Annotated in this window: 13 protein-coding genes; 5 read left to right on the top strand and 8 right to left on the bottom strand. The window is 72.8% G+C overall.

Annotation, left to right across the window (positions count from 1 at the left end):
• Positions 1 to 11: 11 nt before the first annotated feature.
• Complete coding sequence (locus ACFYXU_RS30020) at positions 12 to 839, bottom strand: maleylpyruvate isomerase family mycothiol-dependent enzyme (protein WP_329854997.1); 828 nt, start codon at positions 837 to 839, stop codon at positions 12 to 14.
• A 155-nt stretch (positions 840 to 994) separates the two neighbouring features.
• Here ACFYXU_RS30020 and ACFYXU_RS30015 point away from each other — a divergent pair, with 155 nt between their 5' ends.
• Complete coding sequence (locus tag ACFYXU_RS30015) at positions 995 to 1,798, top strand: carbon-nitrogen family hydrolase (protein WP_361395648.1); 804 nt, start codon at positions 995 to 997, stop codon at positions 1,796 to 1,798.
• A gap of 207 nt (positions 1,799 to 2,005) precedes the next feature.
• Here the strand turns inward: ACFYXU_RS30015 and ACFYXU_RS30010 are convergent, their stop codons facing one another.
• Positions 2,006 to 2,614 carry a hypothetical protein gene (locus tag ACFYXU_RS30010; protein WP_389407801.1) on the bottom strand — a complete coding sequence of 203 codons (609 nt, stop codon included), beginning with the start codon at positions 2,612 to 2,614 and terminating at the stop codon, positions 2,006 to 2,008.
• 174 nt (positions 2,615 to 2,788) lie between these two features.
• On the bottom strand, positions 2,789 to 4,372 hold the full coding sequence (locus tag ACFYXU_RS30005; protein WP_389460852.1) for a PLP-dependent aminotransferase family protein: 1,584 nt from the start codon (positions 4,370 to 4,372) through the stop codon (positions 2,789 to 2,791).
• Between the two features lie 63 nt (positions 4,373 to 4,435).
• Between ACFYXU_RS30005 and ACFYXU_RS30000 the strand changes: the two genes are divergently transcribed.
• Entirely contained in the window at positions 4,436 to 5,647 is a 1,212-nt protein-coding gene (locus tag ACFYXU_RS30000; protein ID WP_376508452.1) for a trans-sulfuration enzyme family protein, read from the top strand.
• A gap of 69 nt (positions 5,648 to 5,716) precedes the next feature.
• Here ACFYXU_RS30000 and ACFYXU_RS29995 read toward each other — a convergent pair whose 3' ends face one another.
• Entirely contained in the window at positions 5,717 to 6,208 is a 492-nt protein-coding gene (locus tag ACFYXU_RS29995; protein ID WP_389460849.1) for an LURP-one-related/scramblase family protein, read from the bottom strand.
• A gap of 93 nt (positions 6,209 to 6,301) precedes the next feature.
• On the opposite strand from ACFYXU_RS29995, the gene ACFYXU_RS29990 reads away from it, so the two are divergent.
• On the top strand, positions 6,302 to 8,107 hold the full coding sequence (locus tag ACFYXU_RS29990) for an NHL domain-containing thioredoxin family protein (RefSeq protein WP_389460847.1): 1,806 nt from the start codon (positions 6,302 to 6,304) through the stop codon (positions 8,105 to 8,107).
• A 59-nt stretch (positions 8,108 to 8,166) separates the two neighbouring features.
• On the opposite strand, the gene ACFYXU_RS29985 is transcribed toward ACFYXU_RS29990, so the two are convergent.
• The 3 genes from ACFYXU_RS29985 to ACFYXU_RS29975 form a co-directional block, all read right to left on the bottom strand.
• Positions 8,167 to 8,511 (bottom strand): hypothetical protein, encoded by a 345-nt coding sequence (locus tag ACFYXU_RS29985; RefSeq protein ID WP_376508444.1) that lies wholly within the window; start codon positions 8,509 to 8,511, stop codon positions 8,167 to 8,169.
• 59 nt (positions 8,512 to 8,570) lie between these two features.
• Positions 8,571 to 9,878, bottom strand: a complete 1,308-nt coding sequence (locus tag ACFYXU_RS29980; RefSeq protein ID WP_329854989.1) for a M18 family aminopeptidase — start codon at positions 9,876 to 9,878, stop codon at positions 8,571 to 8,573.
• Between the two features lie 267 nt (positions 9,879 to 10,145).
• Positions 10,146 to 11,975 carry an acyl-CoA dehydrogenase gene (locus tag ACFYXU_RS29975; RefSeq protein ID WP_361395791.1) on the bottom strand — a complete coding sequence of 610 codons (1,830 nt, stop codon included), beginning with the start codon at positions 11,973 to 11,975 and terminating at the stop codon, positions 10,146 to 10,148.
• Between the two features lie 341 nt (positions 11,976 to 12,316).
• Here ACFYXU_RS29975 and ACFYXU_RS29970 point away from each other — a divergent pair, with 341 nt between their 5' ends.
• Positions 12,317 to 12,823 carry an SseB family protein gene (locus ACFYXU_RS29970; RefSeq protein WP_329854988.1) on the top strand — a complete coding sequence of 169 codons (507 nt, stop codon included), beginning with the start codon at positions 12,317 to 12,319 and terminating at the stop codon, positions 12,821 to 12,823.
• Between the two features lie 125 nt (positions 12,824 to 12,948).
• Here the strand turns inward: ACFYXU_RS29970 and gcvH are convergent, their stop codons facing one another.
• Entirely contained in the window at positions 12,949 to 13,344 is a 396-nt protein-coding gene (gcvH, locus tag ACFYXU_RS29965; RefSeq protein ID WP_389407797.1) for a glycine cleavage system protein GcvH, read from the bottom strand.
• Positions 13,345 to 13,611: 267 nt separating this feature from the next.
• Between gcvH and ACFYXU_RS29960 the strand changes: the two genes are divergently transcribed.
• A complete protein-coding gene (locus ACFYXU_RS29960) occupies positions 13,612 to 14,574 on the top strand; it encodes a pirin family protein (RefSeq protein WP_389407796.1) in 963 nt (320 codons plus the stop codon).
• The last annotated feature ends 31 nt before the right edge of the window (positions 14,575 to 14,605 follow it).

Below are 14,605 nucleotides of genomic sequence, written 5' to 3'. Positions count from 1 at the left end.
CCCGCCGCGACCTACCGGGGCGTCACCGCGAAGTTCTCCAGGATCGCGGCGGCGAGATCCGCGTCGCCCTCGGTCTTCACCCGGTCGGCCACCTCGGCCGGCCGGACCCGGCCGCAGGCGAGGCGGACGAACGTCTCCCAGTCCGTCGCCAGCGTCACGGCGGGCCCCAGCGACGGCGCGCCGTCGATCGAACCCCGGCCCTCCGCGTCGACCCGTACCGTCCGCAGGAACTCCACCGGACCCGTCACGTCCAGCACGACCGCCGAGGACGCGGGCGCCCCGGCGTCCTTCGCCACCACGTCCGGCAGCGCCTCCAGGAGCACGTCCCGGGTCACCAGAGCGCCCGCCGAGTCCAGGTTCCCCGGCACCCCCAGCGCCGCCCGCAGATCCTGCTCGTGCACCCACACGTCGAAGGCGCGGTCCCGGTAGGCCAGTTCCAGGGACTGCTCGCCGCCCAGCGGAGCACGGATCAGACGCTCCGGAGGGCGGGTCTCGTTGCGCAGCTGACGGGCCCGCCGGATCAGGATGTACTCCAGCTCCGAGGTCATCTCCGGGGAGGTGTGGTGCCGCCGCACATCGACCTGCACCTCCATGTAGCGCGCGAAGTCACTGCGCACGTGGTACAGATCGCGGGGCAGGGAGTGGATCGGCCGAGGATCCCCGAGCATCTCGGTCTCCATGCCGATCACATGGGAGACGATGTCCCGCACCGACCAGCCGACGCACGGTGTCGGCCGGTTCCACTCGCCCTCCACGAGCGGCTGCACCAGCTCGGCTATCGCTTCGATGGAGTGGGTCCAGGCGTCGGCGTAGTTCTGGAGGCTGGGATGGACGGTCACGGGACCCCTCGGCGGTTCTTCGGTGCGCGGGCTCAAAACACGACTGGGTGGGAGGCTCGGACGCTAAGTTACGCTGCCCGAAGGCACCCCGGCAGTGCTTTCGTGTGACGATCGTAGGCCGGTGTAGACGGCTCGAATGCCAGGACGGTGGTAGTGTGCGCGCCTCGCTGATCCAGATCGCGGTAGACCCGGACGAACCGGTCGACGCCCGACGCGCCCGCGCGGCGCGCCTCGTACGGGAGGAATCCGGCCACGCCGACCTCGTCGTCCTGCCGGAACTGTGGACCGTCGGCGCCTTCGCGTCCGACCTCTTCGCCGCCGAGTCCGAGCCGCTGAACGGCCCCACCCACCGGGTGATGGCGGCCGCGGCCCGCGACGCCGGGGTGTGGCTGCACGCCGGCTCCTTCGTCGAGGCGGAGGGCGGCGCCCTCTACAACACCTCGCTGGTCCTCTCCCCCGACGGCGAACTCGCCGCCTCGTACCGGAAGATCCACCGCTTCGGCTTCGACAAGGGCGAGGCCGTGATGATGGCCGCCGGCGAGGACCTCGTCACCGTCGACCTGCCGCACCTCACCGTCGGCGTCGGCACCTGCTACGACCTCCGCTTCCCCGAGCTCTTCCGCGGGCTCGTCGACGCCGGGGCCCAGGCCTTCGTCCTCCCGGCCGGCTGGCCCGCCCTGCGCCGCGCGCACTGGACCCTCCTCGCCCGGGCCCGGGCCGTCGAGAACCAGGCGTACGTCCTGGCCTGCGGCACCGCCGGTACGCACGCGGGCGTGGAGCAGGCCGGGCACTCGATCGTCGTCGACCCCTGGGGCGAGACCCTCGCGGAGGCCGGCCCCGGCGAGGAGGTCCTGCGGGTCGTCCTCGACCCGGAGAAGGTCCGCACGACCCGGGAGCAGTTCCCCGCGCTGAAGGACCGGGTCCTGGGCATCGCACCACCGGCGGCCCGGCGCGGCTGACTGACGCCGCCCGCCCGGGCCCCCTGGGCCCGGGCGCCGACAGGACGGCGCCCGGGCCCAGGGGGTGTGCGTCGACCAGCCCGGGCTCGCGGCCGGATCGACACCGGCCGCCGCCTCCGCGACCGGGTCAGCCGGCCAGGACCGGGTCGGCCAGTACTGGGTCAGCCGGTCAGGACCGGGTCTGCCGGTCAGGACCGGCTCTGCCGGTCAGTACTGGGACTCGGTCCAGAAGTGGGTCACGCGGGAGACCCCGGCCCGCACCGCGCCGAGCCGCGTCAGGGTCGAGCGGTCGACGCCCGCGAAGATCAGGGCGAGGGACAGGTCCCCGCCCTCGGCCCGCCCGCCGACGTGCACCGAGAGCCTCCGGTTCTTCCCGCGCCCGTCCTCGCGGACCGTGATCCGCACACCGGGGTCCTCGTCGTCCGCCGCGCGGCTCAGGACATAGCCGCGCTGGTCGAGGGCCGCGAGCCGGTAGTGGTCCCCCGCGTACCGCATCTCCAGGGCGCGCTGCTCCAGCGTGGCGCCGAAACGGTTCCGCGTCACGTACACCATCCGGTCGCCGACCCGCAGGGTCGACCGGTTGAGGCCGGGCAGCCTCATCCCCTCGACGTGCGGCCCGCGCGCCTCGAAGGAGGCGGTCGGGAGCCGCTCGCCGCGCGCCTCCGAGACGAGCGACTCGGGAGACGTACGGGGGAGGGGACAGGTCAGCGTGATCGCGCCGAACTCCGGCGAGACCCCCTGCCAGCCGGCCCGGAAGTCGTGCCGGTTCCCCTCCTTCCACGCCCGGAGGTCGAACGGTGTGACGTGGCTGTGCATGTCTCTCCAACTCCTGATCGGTCGAAGGGGGTTCAGCGCGCTGCCCGGCTTCTTCGCGCCGTCCTCGATCCCGTCCCCGAGGCGGCGCTGCCCGGCTTCTTCGCGCCGTCCTCGATCCCGTCCCCGAGGCCGGACGCCCTGTCGTGCCCCCGGCGACCCGGGCGGGGCGCACGGTCAGACGGTGATTCCCCGGAGGAACGACCGCCCCGCCCCGATCCGCGATCCCGGGGACCGACCGTACCCGGACACCGGGTGATGCTCGGGCGCCTGGTCGCTGTCGGGCCCCTGGTCCCGGTGCGACGCCCGGTGCCCCGGCTCCCCGCCGCTCTCCCTCCCCCCGTCGTACTCCGCCCACGCCGCCGCCAGCCTCCGTACCGCCTCCGTCAGCACCTCCGGAGCCGCCAGGAAGTGCAGCCGCAGCCGGCGGACGCTCCCGCCGAGCGCGTCGGTCGTCGCCCCCGGCAGCACGGCCACCCCATGACGCAGCGCCAGCTGCGCGAAGGACACCCCGTCGCCGTGCGGCAGCCGCACCCACAGTGTCTGCCCTCCCGCCGCCGGCGGACACGACCACGACGGCAGCAGCCGCGCCAACTCCCCCCGCAGATGGTCGTGCCCCGCACGGGCCGCCCGCAGCCGGGCCGACAGGACCGGCGTGTAGGAGTCCAGCAGCCGGACCGCCACCAGCTGGGACGGCACGTCACTGCCCAGGTCGTGCAGCGCCTTCAGCCGGGCCAGGCGGGCGACCAGCGGCGCCGGTCCACGCACCCAGCCGATCCGCAGCCCGCCCCACACCGCCTTGCTCAGCGACCCGACGCCCACGACCTCCCCGTACGAGGACAGCGGCGGCCCGTCGGCGTCCGCGTCGAACCCGAGGTCGGCGAGGACCTCGTCGTCCACGAGCGGGACCCCCAGCGCGTTCGCCGCCTCGACCAGCCGGCGCCCGGCGAGCGGCGGCAGCACCGCGCCCGTCGGATTCTGGAACCGTCCGATCACATACGCCAGCGCCGGACGGTGACGCTCCATCACCCGCACCGCCTCCGCCACGTCCACCCCGTCCGGCCCCACCGCCACCGGCAGCGGCACGGCCGCCGCCTCCCGGAACAGGTCCAGCGCCCCCGGATACGTCGGCGCCTCCACGAGCACCCCGTCACCGGGCGCGAGCAGCAGCCGCGCGAGCAGCGCGAGCGCCTGCTGGGCCCCGGTGGTGACCAGGATCTGCTCCGGCCCGGTCGGCACGCCCCGTGCCGCGTACCGGGCCGCGACCGCCGCCCGCAGCGCCCCGATCCCCGCCGGGTGGTAGCCGAGGTCCCCGTCGGGCAGCGCGAGCGAGCGGTACGCCTCCGCCAGCTCGGCCGGCGGCCGGTCCGGGGCCGCGCAACTCAGCAGGATCACGTCGTCCGGCGCCTCCAGGAGGTGCAGGAAGAGCGGGTTCGAGGTCTCCTTCACCCGGGGCGCGTCCAGCGGCAGCGCGGACGCCGCCACCCGGGTCCCGCTGCCCTGGCGCCGCACCACCCGCCCCTCCTGCCGGAGCGTGTCGTACGCCGCGACCACCGTCGTACGCCCCACGGCCAGCGCCGCCGCGAGCCGCCGGTCCGGCGGCAGGAGCGCACCCGGCGGCAGCGCGCCCTCGTCGATCAGCCGGCGCAGCCGCGAGGCGAGCAGCAGGTACAGCGGACCCCGCCCGGCGGACCAGCGGCCGAGGCGGGCGACCAGGTCGTCGGCGGCGGGAAGGGACGCGGACGCTTCGATTGGTTCCATCGCCGAACCAATCTGCCGGGATTGGACCTGGGAAGGCAAACGGCCGTTCCCGAGACTGCATCCATGACCGACTCCCCGCGCGCCGGGTCCGTGCACGGCCTCCCGCGTCCCGAGACCCTCGCCGTCCACCCCCCTCACGTCGAGATCACCGGCAGCAGGCCCCTCGGCGTCCCCCTCCACCAGGGGCACGTCTTCGCCTTCGACTCGGCCGACGCCCTCGCCGAGGGCTTCACCTCGCCCGACGCCTTCCTGTACGCCCGCCTCGGCAACCCCACGGTCCGCACCCTGGAGGACGCCGTCGCCCGCCTGGAGGGCGGCGCCGCCGCCCTCTCCTACGCCTCCGGCATGGGCGCGATCAACGCCGTCCTGCTCGGACTCCTCGGCAGCGGCGACCACGTCGTCGCCCAGACCTGCCTGTACGGCGGCACGTACGCGGTCCTCGGCGACCTCGCCGCCCGCTGGGGCGTGGACGTCACGTACGTCTCCGGCAACGACCCGGAGGAGGTGCGGGCGGCCCTGCGGCCCGAGACCCGGCTCCTCTACCTGGAGACCATCGCCAACCCGACGACCCGCGTCGCCGACGTCCCCGCGCTCGCCGCCGTCGCCGCCGAGGCCGGGATCCCCGTCGCCGTCGACAACACCTTCGCCTCCCCGCTGCTCTGCCGGCCCCTCGACCACGGCGCCGACATCGTCGTCCACTCCGCCACCAAGTACCTCGCCGGGCACGCGGACGTCCTCGGCGGCGTCGCCGTCTTCAAGGACCGCGAACTGTTCGGCCGGGTCCGCCGCCACTCCGTCGAACAGGGCGCCTCCACCGACCCGTTCGCCGCCTGGCTGACCCTGCGCGGCATGCAGACCCTGTCGCTGCGCATCGAGCGCCAGTGCGCGAGCGCCGCCGAACTCGCCGCCCGGCTCGAAGCGCACCCCGCGGTCGAGGCCGTGCGCCACCCCTCCCTCGCGAGCCACCCGGACCGGGCGATCGCCGCACGCCTGCTGCCCGACGGGGGCGGCGGCGTGATCTCGCTCGACCTGGCGGGTGGCAGGGAGGCGGGCCGCGCCTTCGTCGAGGCCGTACGGCTCGCCTCCCTCAGCGTCTCCCTCGGCGACGTGAAGACGCTCGTGATGCACCCGGCGTCCACCTCCCACCACCAGCTGGACGCGACGGCGCTCGCGGCGGCCGGCATCGGCGCCGGCACGGTCCGGCTCTCGGTCGGCATCGAACACGTCGAGGACCTGTGGACGGACCTGGAGCAGGCCCTGGAGAAGACACCCTGACCGGCCCCGGGGCGGCACCCCACCCGGCCCGGCCGTGGCGGCGGCACGCGCCGCCGCCGCTGCCCCGGGTCAGTCCTCCCGCTCCCGCTCGGCCATGCGGATGACACACACCGCGACGGCGATCTGGAGCGCCGCGTCCGCGTCCTCGCGCACCACGTTCACCGCGTACGTCTCACGGACGTGGAACCACTGCCGGGAGATGTGCGCCAGGAGCTCCCCGTCGTACTCGACGGTGAACTCCCGGTCCAGGATCCGTCCGCTGACGTCCAGCTCGGTGCCGTCGACGAGCGTCACCCGGTAGTGGTTGCGGAGCAGGGAGAGCCGCTTGCGGCGGACGGTCGCGAGGGGCCGCTCGTCCTGCTCGATGGTCATCGTGTCCCGCAGGCTGAACATCTTCTGCCGCAGCGTGACGAGGACGTGCCCGTCGGGGTCCTTCAGCTCCAGGGTGTCGCGCAGCCGCAGCGCCTTCCCGTCGACGAGAAAGGCGTGCCGCCCCTGCTCGTCCTCGATCCAGTAGTCGTCACCGATCGCGAAGATCTTGTCCCGCACGAGATATTTCACGCCCCCATCCCTGCCCGCCCCACCGCCCTTCTCACCCGGGACAACGGGTGAACGGGTCGGCGGGCGGGTGGCGGCGGATGGCAAGCTTGAAGCATGAACGATGACGCCCCGGCGCCCACCCCCGCGCCCGTGCCCCGACGTGCCCGTGTCCGTGCCCCCGAGCTGATCGGCAAGGGCGGCTGGCTGAACACGGGTGGCAAGGATCTGAAACTGGCTGATTTCCGAGGTCGCGTATTGATCTTGGATTTTTGGACGTTTTGCTGCATCAACTGCCTGCACGTCCTCGACGAGCTCCGGGACCTGGAGGAGAAGCACCGGGACACGCTCGTGATCGTCGGGGTGCACTCGCCGAAGTTCGTGCACGAGGCCGAGCACCAGGCCGTCGTCGACGCCGTCGAGCGGTACGAGGTGCACCACCCCGTGCTCGACGACCCGGAGCTCGCGACCTGGAAGCAGTACGCCGTGCGGGCGTGGCCGACGCTCGTCGTCATCGACCCCGAGGGGTACGTCGTCGCCCAGCACGCCGGTGAGGGGCACGCCAACGCGATCCGGACCCTCGTCGAGGAGCTGGAGGCCGAGCACGAGGCCAAGGGGACGCTGCGGCGCGGGGACGGGCCCTACGTGGCGCCCGAGCCCGTCGCGACCGATCTGCGCTTCCCCGGGAAGGCCGTCCTGCTCGACAGCGGCCGCTTCCTCGTCTCCGACACCACCCGGCACCAGCTCGTCGAGCTCGCCGAGGACGGGGAGACCGTCGTCCGGCGGATCGGCGAGGGGGTCTTCCGCGAGCCGCAGGGCCTCGCGCTCCTGCCCGGCGGGAAGGTCGTCGTCGCCGACACCGTGAACCACGCGCTGCGCACGTACGACCCGGAGACGGGCGCGATCGAGCTCGTCGCCGGCACCGGGAAGCAGTGGTGGCAGGGGTCGCCGACCTCCGGCCCCGCGCTCGGCGTCGACCTGTCGTCGCCGTGGGACGTGGCCTGGTGGCAGGGCAAGGTGTGGATCGCCATGGCCGGTGTCCACCAGCTGTGGACGTACGACCCGGCGACGGAGACCGTGGAGGTCGCGGCCGGCACCACGAACGAGGGGCTCGTCGACGGCCCCGCCGCCGAGGCCTGGTTCGCGCAGCCCTCCGGGCTCGCCGCCACCGAGGACCGGCTGTGGATCGCCGACTCCGAGACCAGCGCGGTGCGCTGGATCGACACCGACGGGGTCGTCCACACCGCCGTCGGCACCGGGCTCTTCGACTTCGGCCACCGCGACGGCGCCGCCGGCCAGGCCCTGCTCCAGCACCCGCTGGGCGTGACCGCCCTGCCCGACGGCTCGGTCGCCGTCTCCGACACGTACAACCACGCCCTGCGCCGCTACGACCCCGCCACCGGCGAGGTCACCACGCTCGCCACCGATCTGCGCGAGCCCAGCGACGCGGTCCTCGTCGGCGGCGACATCGTCGTCGTCGAGTCCGCCCGGCACCGGCTGACCCGGCTGCGGCTTCCCGAGGAGGCCGTCCAGGTCGAGTCCGCGGCCTACCGGACGCAGCGCGAGGCCACCGGCGTCGCGCCCGGCCGGCTCCGGCTGGACGTCGTCTTCCAGGCGCCGACCGGGCAGAAGCTGGACGAGCGGTACGGCCCCTCGACCCGTCTGCTCGTCTCCTCGACCCCGCCGGAGCTGCTGCTCGGCGGCGACGGCACCGGGACCGATCTCTTCCGCGAGCTCGACCTGAACCCGGACGTGACCGAGGGCGTGCTGCACGTCTCGGCGATGGCCGCGTCCTGCGACGACGACCCGGCCAACGATTACCCGGCCTGCCACGTCCACCAGCAGGACTGGGGCGTCCCGGTGAAGGTCACGGCCGACGGCGTCGCCCGCCTGCCGCTGATCCTCGCCGGCATGGACGGCTAGGGCGTGTCGTCACGCTCCCGTCTGCCCCGCGGGCAACGACGGGAGTGGGACGACACGTCCTAGCGGATCGTCCCCTGGTTCCTGGACGGGCGCCCCGCGGCCCCGTCCAGGCACCCCTCGACCCAGGCGGCCGGGTCGTGCACGGCCCGTTCGCCGCCCATCCCCTGCCGCTCCATGAGCGCGCACTCCCCGGCGAGCAGCGACTTCACGCGCGTGCCGTCGACGTCGTAGCCGCGGATCCGGGAGGCCTGCACGAAGCCGCCCTCGTAGGCGATGTCCGTGCCCCACGGGGGCCGTTCGTGGTAACGGCCGATCAGGAAGCCGGCCGTCCCCGTGCCCAGGAGCACGGCGACGGCGGCGCCGATGACGAACTTCCGCAGCGGCGGACCCTCATGACGATGCATGGGTCCGACGCTGCCAGCCGGGACCTTTCGCGGATGTTTCGCGAACGGCCCGGCGGCCCTCAGCCCTCCAGGAAGGCGACCAGGGCGTTCGCGAGGAGGTACGGGTCGTCCGCGCCGCAGAGTTCGCGGGCGCTGTGCATCGAGAGGATCGCGACGCCGATGTCGACGGTGGAGATGCCGTGGCGGGCGGCGGTGATCGGGCCGATCGTGGTGCCGCAGGGCATGTCGTTGCTGGAGACGAACGACTGCCACGGCACCCCCGCCTTCTCGCAGGCGGCGGCGAAGACCGCGCGGCCGCTGCCGTCGGTGGCGTAGCGCTGGTTGACGTTCACCTTGAGGATCGGGCCGCCGTTGACGCGCGGGTGGTGCGTCGGGTCGTGGCGCTCCGCGTAGTTGGGGTGGACCGCGTGGCCGGTGTCGGAGGAGAGGCAGACGGTGCCGGCGAAGGCGCGGGCCCGGTCCTCGTAGGAGCCGCCGCGGGCGTAGACGGAGCGCTCCAGGACGTTGCCGAGGAGGGGCCCCTGGGCGCCGGTGTCGGCCTCGGAGCCGTTCTCCTCGTGGTCGAAGGCGGCGAGGACCGGGATGTACGGCAGGTCGTCGCGGCCCGCGAGGGAGGCGAGCGCGGCGGTGGCGGCGTGCACGGAGAGCAGGTTGTCCATGCGGGGGCCGGCGAGGAGCTCGCGGTCGCGGCCGAGGTAGGCGGGCGCGTCGACGGCGTGGACCATGAGGTCCCAGCCGGTGACGTCCTCGGCGTCGACGCCGGCCTCGGCGGCGACGAAGGAGATCAGGTCGCCCTCGTGGACCTCGCCGATGCCCCAGATGGGCTGCATGTGGCGCTGGCGGTCGAGCTTGAGGCCGTCGTTCACGCCCCGGTCGAGGTGGATCGCGAGCTGCGGGACGCGCAGCAGCGGCCGGTCGACGTTGACGAGGTGGTGGCTGCCGTCGCGGAGGGTGAGGCGGCCGGCGAGGCCGAGGTCGCGGTCGAGCCAGGTGTTGAGCAGGGTTCCGCCGTAGATCTCGACGGCGACCTGGCGCCAGCCCTGGGCGCCCATGTCGGGCCGCGGCTTCACGCGCAGGTTGGGGGAGTCGGTGTGCGCGCCGACGATCCGGTACGGGGTGTGGGCGGCGGCGCCCTCCGGCACGTACCAGGCGATGATCGCGCCGCCGCGGATCACGTACTTCCCGCCGCTGGTCGCGTCCCAGGCCGCGGTCTCCTCGACCCGGCGGAAGCCGGCCTTCTCGAGCCGTTCGGCGGCGCTCGCCACCGCGTGGTACGGCGAGGGGGAGGCCGTCAGGAAGGCCATCAGGTCGTCGGTGTGGCCGCGGTCGAAGGGGCCGGCGGTGGGACGGGAAGCTGCGCTGCTCATGGGTTCACCTTACGCAGGGACCGGAATACGAATACGGGGCCCCGGAGAAAGGAATCGGCGGGGGAGGGCTGGGTGCGGGGGTGGCGGAACGGCTCGCACCCCGTGCCTCCCCGGGCACTGGAACGGCCCGCTTGCCGGGGAGGCGCGCGGGCAGCAGACCGGCTCGCCTCCCGGGCAGTGGCACGGTCCGTCCCCGAGGCGCGCGGGCAGCAGAACGGCCCGCCCCCCTCCCCGGGGACGGGCCGTGCCTGCGGGGCGGGGCGCGTCCTAGAACGCGGCCTCGTCCAGGTCCATGAGCGAGCCGTCGACCGCGTCCGCGAGGGCGCGCTCGGCGGAGACGCCGGGCAGGACGTTGGCGGCGAAGAACTTCGCGGCCGCGATCTTGCCCTGGTAGAAGGCGACGTCCTTGCCGGTCGCGCCGGCGGCGAGCTTCTCGGCGGCGACGGCGGCACCGCGCAGCAGCAGGTAGCCGACGACGACGTCGCCGGAGGCGAGCAGCAGGCGGGTGGTGTTGAGGCCGACCTTGTAGATGTTCTTGACGTCCTCGCCGGTGGCGGTGAGGTCGGTGATCATCTTGCCGACGATCCCCTCCAGGTCGACGGCGGCCTTGGCGAGCGCGTCGCGGGCGCCGGCCAGCTCTTCGCCGCCGGTGCCGACCGCGAGGAACTTCTTGATCTCCTCGGACAGCGCGTTCAGGGAGGCGCCCTGGTCGCGGACGATCTTGCGGAAGAAGAAGTCCTGGCCCTGGATGGCCGTGGTGCCCTCGTAGAGGGTGTCGATCTTGGCGTCCCGGATGTACTGCTCGATCGGGTACTCCTGGAGGAAGCCGGAGCCGCCGAAGGTCTGGAGCGACTGCGCGAGCTGCTCGTAGCCCTTCTCGGAGCCGTAGCCCTTCACGATGGGCAGGAGCAGGTCGTTCAGGCCGTGCAGGGCCTTGGCGTCCTCGCCTGACGCCTCGGCGACCGCGATCGCGTCCTGCACGGAGGCCGTGTAGAGCACGAGGGAGCGCATGCCCTCGGCGTACGCCTTCTGCGTCATCAGCGAGCGGCGGACGTCGGGGTGGTGCGTGATGGTGACCTTGGGGGCGGCCTTGTCCATGAAGTTGGCCAGGTCGGTGCCCTGGACGCGCTCCTTGGCGTACTCCAGGGCGTTGAGGTAGCCCGTGGAGAGGGTGGAGATCGCCTTCGTGCCGACCATCATGCGGGCGAACTCGATGATGAGGAACATCTGGCGGATGCCGTCGTGCTTGTCGCCGATGAGCCAGCCCTTGGCGGGGTGCCGGTCGCCGAAGGTCATCTCGCAGGTGTTGGAGGCCTTGAGGCCCATCTTGTGCTCGACGTTCGTGGCGTAGACGCCGTTGCGCGCGCCCAGTTCGCCGGTCTCCCAGTCGAACTCGTACTTCGGGACGAGGAAGAGGCTCAGGCCCTTGGTGCCGGGGCCGGCGCCCTCGGGGCGGGCGAGGACGTAGTGGAGGATGTTCTCCTCCATGTCGTGCTCACCGGAGGTGATGAAGCGCTTCACGCCCTCGATGTGCCAGGAGCCGTCCTCCTGCTGCACGGCCTTGGTGCGGCCGGCGCCGACGTCCGAGCCCGCGTCGGGCTCGGTGAGGACCATGGTGGAGCCCCAGCGCTTCTCGACGGCGATCTGCGCGGCCTTCTTCTGCTGCTCGTTGCCCTCGTTGTAGAGGATGCCGGCGAACGCCGGGCCGGAGGAGTACATCCAGATGGCCGGGTTCGAGCCGAGGAGCAGCTCCGCGTAGGCCCAGATGAGGGAGCGCGGGGAGACGGTGCCGCCGATCTCCTCGGGGATGCCGAGGCGCCAGTACTCGGACTCCATGAAGGCGTTGTACGACTTCTTGAAGGTGGCCGGGACCGGGGCGGTGTTGGTCTCCGGGTCGAAGACCGGCGGGTTGCGGTCGGCGTCGGCGAAGGACTCCGCGAGCTCGTTCTCGGCGAGACGGCGGATCTCGTCGAGGATGCTCTTGGCGGTCTCGACGTCCATCTCCTCGAACGGACCGGTGCCGTAGACCTTGTCGCGGCCGAGAACCTCGAAGAGGTTGAACTCGATGTCGCGGAGATTCGACTTGTAGTGGCCCATGGCGACGGCTCCGTAAGGCTCGGGGAGGGCAGATTCCTCGTACACGTACCAGCGAGTAGCAACACGCTCTCTCCGATGATGCTACCCACCGGTAATAAGAAGCAACCCCTATCCGTCCATCTGTGACGTCCGCGACGTCAATCCCGCGCGTCAAGGCCGTGTGGAGGCTTGCCGACGGGCGAGTGGGAATCGGCGGCGGACGGAGCGCGAGGCGTAACCGGTCCGATACTTTCGGTGACGGAGCGTCCGGGATCCTGGACGGGCGGCCACCCCCCCCGACCCCAGTGGTCACGCCCCGGCAGGGGTCCTGCCGGGGCGGCGCGCTCGATAGGCTTGCCCCCATGTACGGCTACGAGCAGAACCCGGGTGCCCAGCAGCAGTACGCGCCGCCCCAGCAGGGGCAGTACGCCCCGCCGCAGGCCGGCATGCAGGCGGGGATGGCCGGCGGCGGATACGCCCAGCAGCAGCCCCCGCTCTACCCGGAGCCCTCGCCCCCCTCGCTCGCGGACGCCGTGCGTGCCTTCACGACCGGCACCCTGGCCGCCGAGGACTTCCAGCAGATCTTCGCGACCTCCAAGGTCTACTGCCCGCGCGGCGACAACCCCGGGTTCCTGGCCCTGCACAACACGCAGCAGCCGGTCATCCCGATGTTCACCTCGCTCAAGGAACTGCGGCGGTACGCGGGCAAGGAGTCGAAGTACTTCGTGATCACGGGCGCCGAGGTGATCGACCTGCTGCCGACCGGCTACGGCTTCGTCCTGGACATGGAGGGCGACCACCGGATGGTCTTCGACGCGAAGGCCGTGGAGCAGATGGTCGACTTCGCGATGCGGCGGATGTACGGCTGACGGAGGCCTGACGCTCGCGGGCGGGCCCGGCGGGTCCCTGAGGGGTCGCCGGGCCCGCCTTCGTCTCGTGGGGCCCGGTTTTCCCCTCCCGGCGGTCGCCGGGCCCGCCCCCGTTCTCGTGCGGCCTAGCCCTCGTCGTCCGTGATGTGCTTCTCGTACTGCTCGGCGTCCAGCAGGCCGTCCAGCGCGCCGGTGCCGGCGACGTCGATGTCGACGATCCAGCCGTCGCCGTACGGGTCGGTGTTGATGTTCTCGGGGTCGGCCTCCAGGTCGGGGTTCACGGCCACGACGCGGCCGGACAGCGGCGCGTACAGCTCGCTCACCGACTTGACCGACTCCAGGGTTCCGAAGGGTTCGCCCGCCTCGATGTCGCGGCCCACGGTCGGGACGTCCACGAAGACGATGTCACCGAGCTGCTTCTGCGCGAAGTCCGTGACGCCGACACGGACGCGCTTGTCGCCCGTCTTCTCCACCCACTCGTGGTCCTTCGTGTACTTCAGGTGGTCCGGGTTGTGCGACATGCGGGCTCCTCCACGGTCGTCCGGGCGCCGGGCGGACCGCCCGGCGCGCACAAGCCTCGCGGAGCGGGCGGGGGCGCGGAGGCGCCGCTCACCCGGACGGAGGATCGGCTTCCGGCCGTCCCCCGAAGAAGGGCCGGGAGCGGTCGGCTTTCGGCCGTCCCCGTGGAGCTCCCGGGAATGGCGCGGAGCCGTTCCGCGTTCCAGGTGGCAGGAAGTTCATCGTTCAACTAAAGTGGACGTACAAGGTCGCACCTAGGAGGTCGGGTCATGCCCGCAGTGACTGTCGAGAACCCGCTCACCCTGCCGCGCGTCGCGGCCCCCGCCGACGCCGCCGCCCGCCCCGTCCTGGCCGTGACCACGGCACCCTCGGGGTTCGAGGGCGAGGGATTCCCGGTGCGCCGCGCGTTCGCCGGGATCAACTACCAGTACCTCGACCCGTTCATCATGATGGACCAGATGGGTGAGGTGGAGTACGCGCCCGGCGAGCCCAAGGGCACCCCCTGGCACCCCCACCGCGGCTTCGAGACCGTCACCTACATCATCGACGGGACCTTCGACCACCAGGACTCCAACGGCGGCGGCGGCACCATCACCAACGGCGACACCCAGTGGATGACCGCCGGCTCCGGCCTCCTGCACATCGAGGCCCCGCCGGAGTCCCTCGTCGTCAGCGGCGGGCTCTTCCACGGCCTCCAGCTCTGGGTGAACCTCCCCGCCTCCGACAAGATGATGGCCCCCCGCTACCAGGACATCCGCGGCGGCCAGGTCCAGCTCCTCACCACCCCCGACGGCGGCGCCCTGCTCCGGGTCATCGCCGGCGAGCTCGACGGCCACGAGGGGCCCGGCATCACCCACACCCCGATCACGATGATCCACGCCACCCTGCGCCCCGGCGCCGAGATCAGCCTGCCGTGGCGCGAGGACTTCAACGGCCTCGCGTACGTGCTCGCCGGCCGCGGCACCGTCGGCACCGACCGCCGTCCGGTCCACACCGGCCAGACCGCCGTCTTCGGCAAGGGCGGCGCGCTCACCGTCCGCGCGGACGAGAAGCAGGACGGGAACACCCCCGACCTGGAGGTCGTCCTCCTCGGCGGACAGCCGATCCGCGAGCCCATGGCGCACTACGGCCCGTTCGTCATGAACAACCAGGCCGAACTGCGCCAGGCCTTCGAGGACTTCCAGGCGGGCCGCCTCGGCACCGTCCCGGCCGTCCACGGCATGGGCGAGTAGCGGCCGCCCGCACACCGCTTGACGGGCCGTC

Origin of the sequence: Streptomyces sp. NPDC002232 (assembly GCF_042890295.1) — a bacterium.
GTDB lineage: Bacteria > Actinomycetota > Actinomycetes > Streptomycetales > Streptomycetaceae > Streptomyces.
Note: the sequence above shows the minus strand (reverse complement) of the source record. Positions and strands in the feature narration are given on the sequence as shown.

Excerpts from the sequence above, each read along its gene's own strand:
- ACFYXU_RS30010 (WP_389407801.1), bottom strand. The coding sequence starts at position 2,614 with ATGCACAGCCACGTCACACCGTTCGACCTCCGGGCGTGGAAGGAGGGG.
- ACFYXU_RS30005 (WP_389460852.1), bottom strand. The coding sequence starts at position 4,372 with ATGGAACCAATCGAAGCGTCCGCGTCCCTTCCCGCCGCCGACGACCTG.
- ACFYXU_RS30000 (WP_376508452.1), top strand. The coding sequence starts at position 4,436 with ATGACCGACTCCCCGCGCGCCGGGTCCGTGCACGGCCTCCCGCGTCCC.
- ACFYXU_RS29990 (WP_389460847.1), top strand. The coding sequence starts at position 6,302 with ATGAACGATGACGCCCCGGCGCCCACCCCCGCGCCCGTGCCCCGACGT.
- ACFYXU_RS29985 (WP_376508444.1), bottom strand. The coding sequence starts at position 8,511 with ATGCATCGTCATGAGGGTCCGCCGCTGCGGAAGTTCGTCATCGGCGCC.
- ACFYXU_RS29980 (WP_329854989.1), bottom strand. The coding sequence starts at position 9,878 with ATGAGCAGCGCAGCTTCCCGTCCCACCGCCGGCCCCTTCGACCGCGGC.
- ACFYXU_RS29975 (WP_361395791.1), bottom strand. The coding sequence starts at position 11,975 with ATGGGCCACTACAAGTCGAATCTCCGCGACATCGAGTTCAACCTCTTC.
- ACFYXU_RS29970 (WP_329854988.1), top strand. The coding sequence starts at position 12,317 with ATGTACGGCTACGAGCAGAACCCGGGTGCCCAGCAGCAGTACGCGCCG.
- gcvH (WP_389407797.1), bottom strand. The coding sequence starts at position 13,344 with ATGTCGCACAACCCGGACCACCTGAAGTACACGAAGGACCACGAGTGG.
- ACFYXU_RS29960 (WP_389407796.1), top strand. The coding sequence starts at position 13,612 with ATGCCCGCAGTGACTGTCGAGAACCCGCTCACCCTGCCGCGCGTCGCG.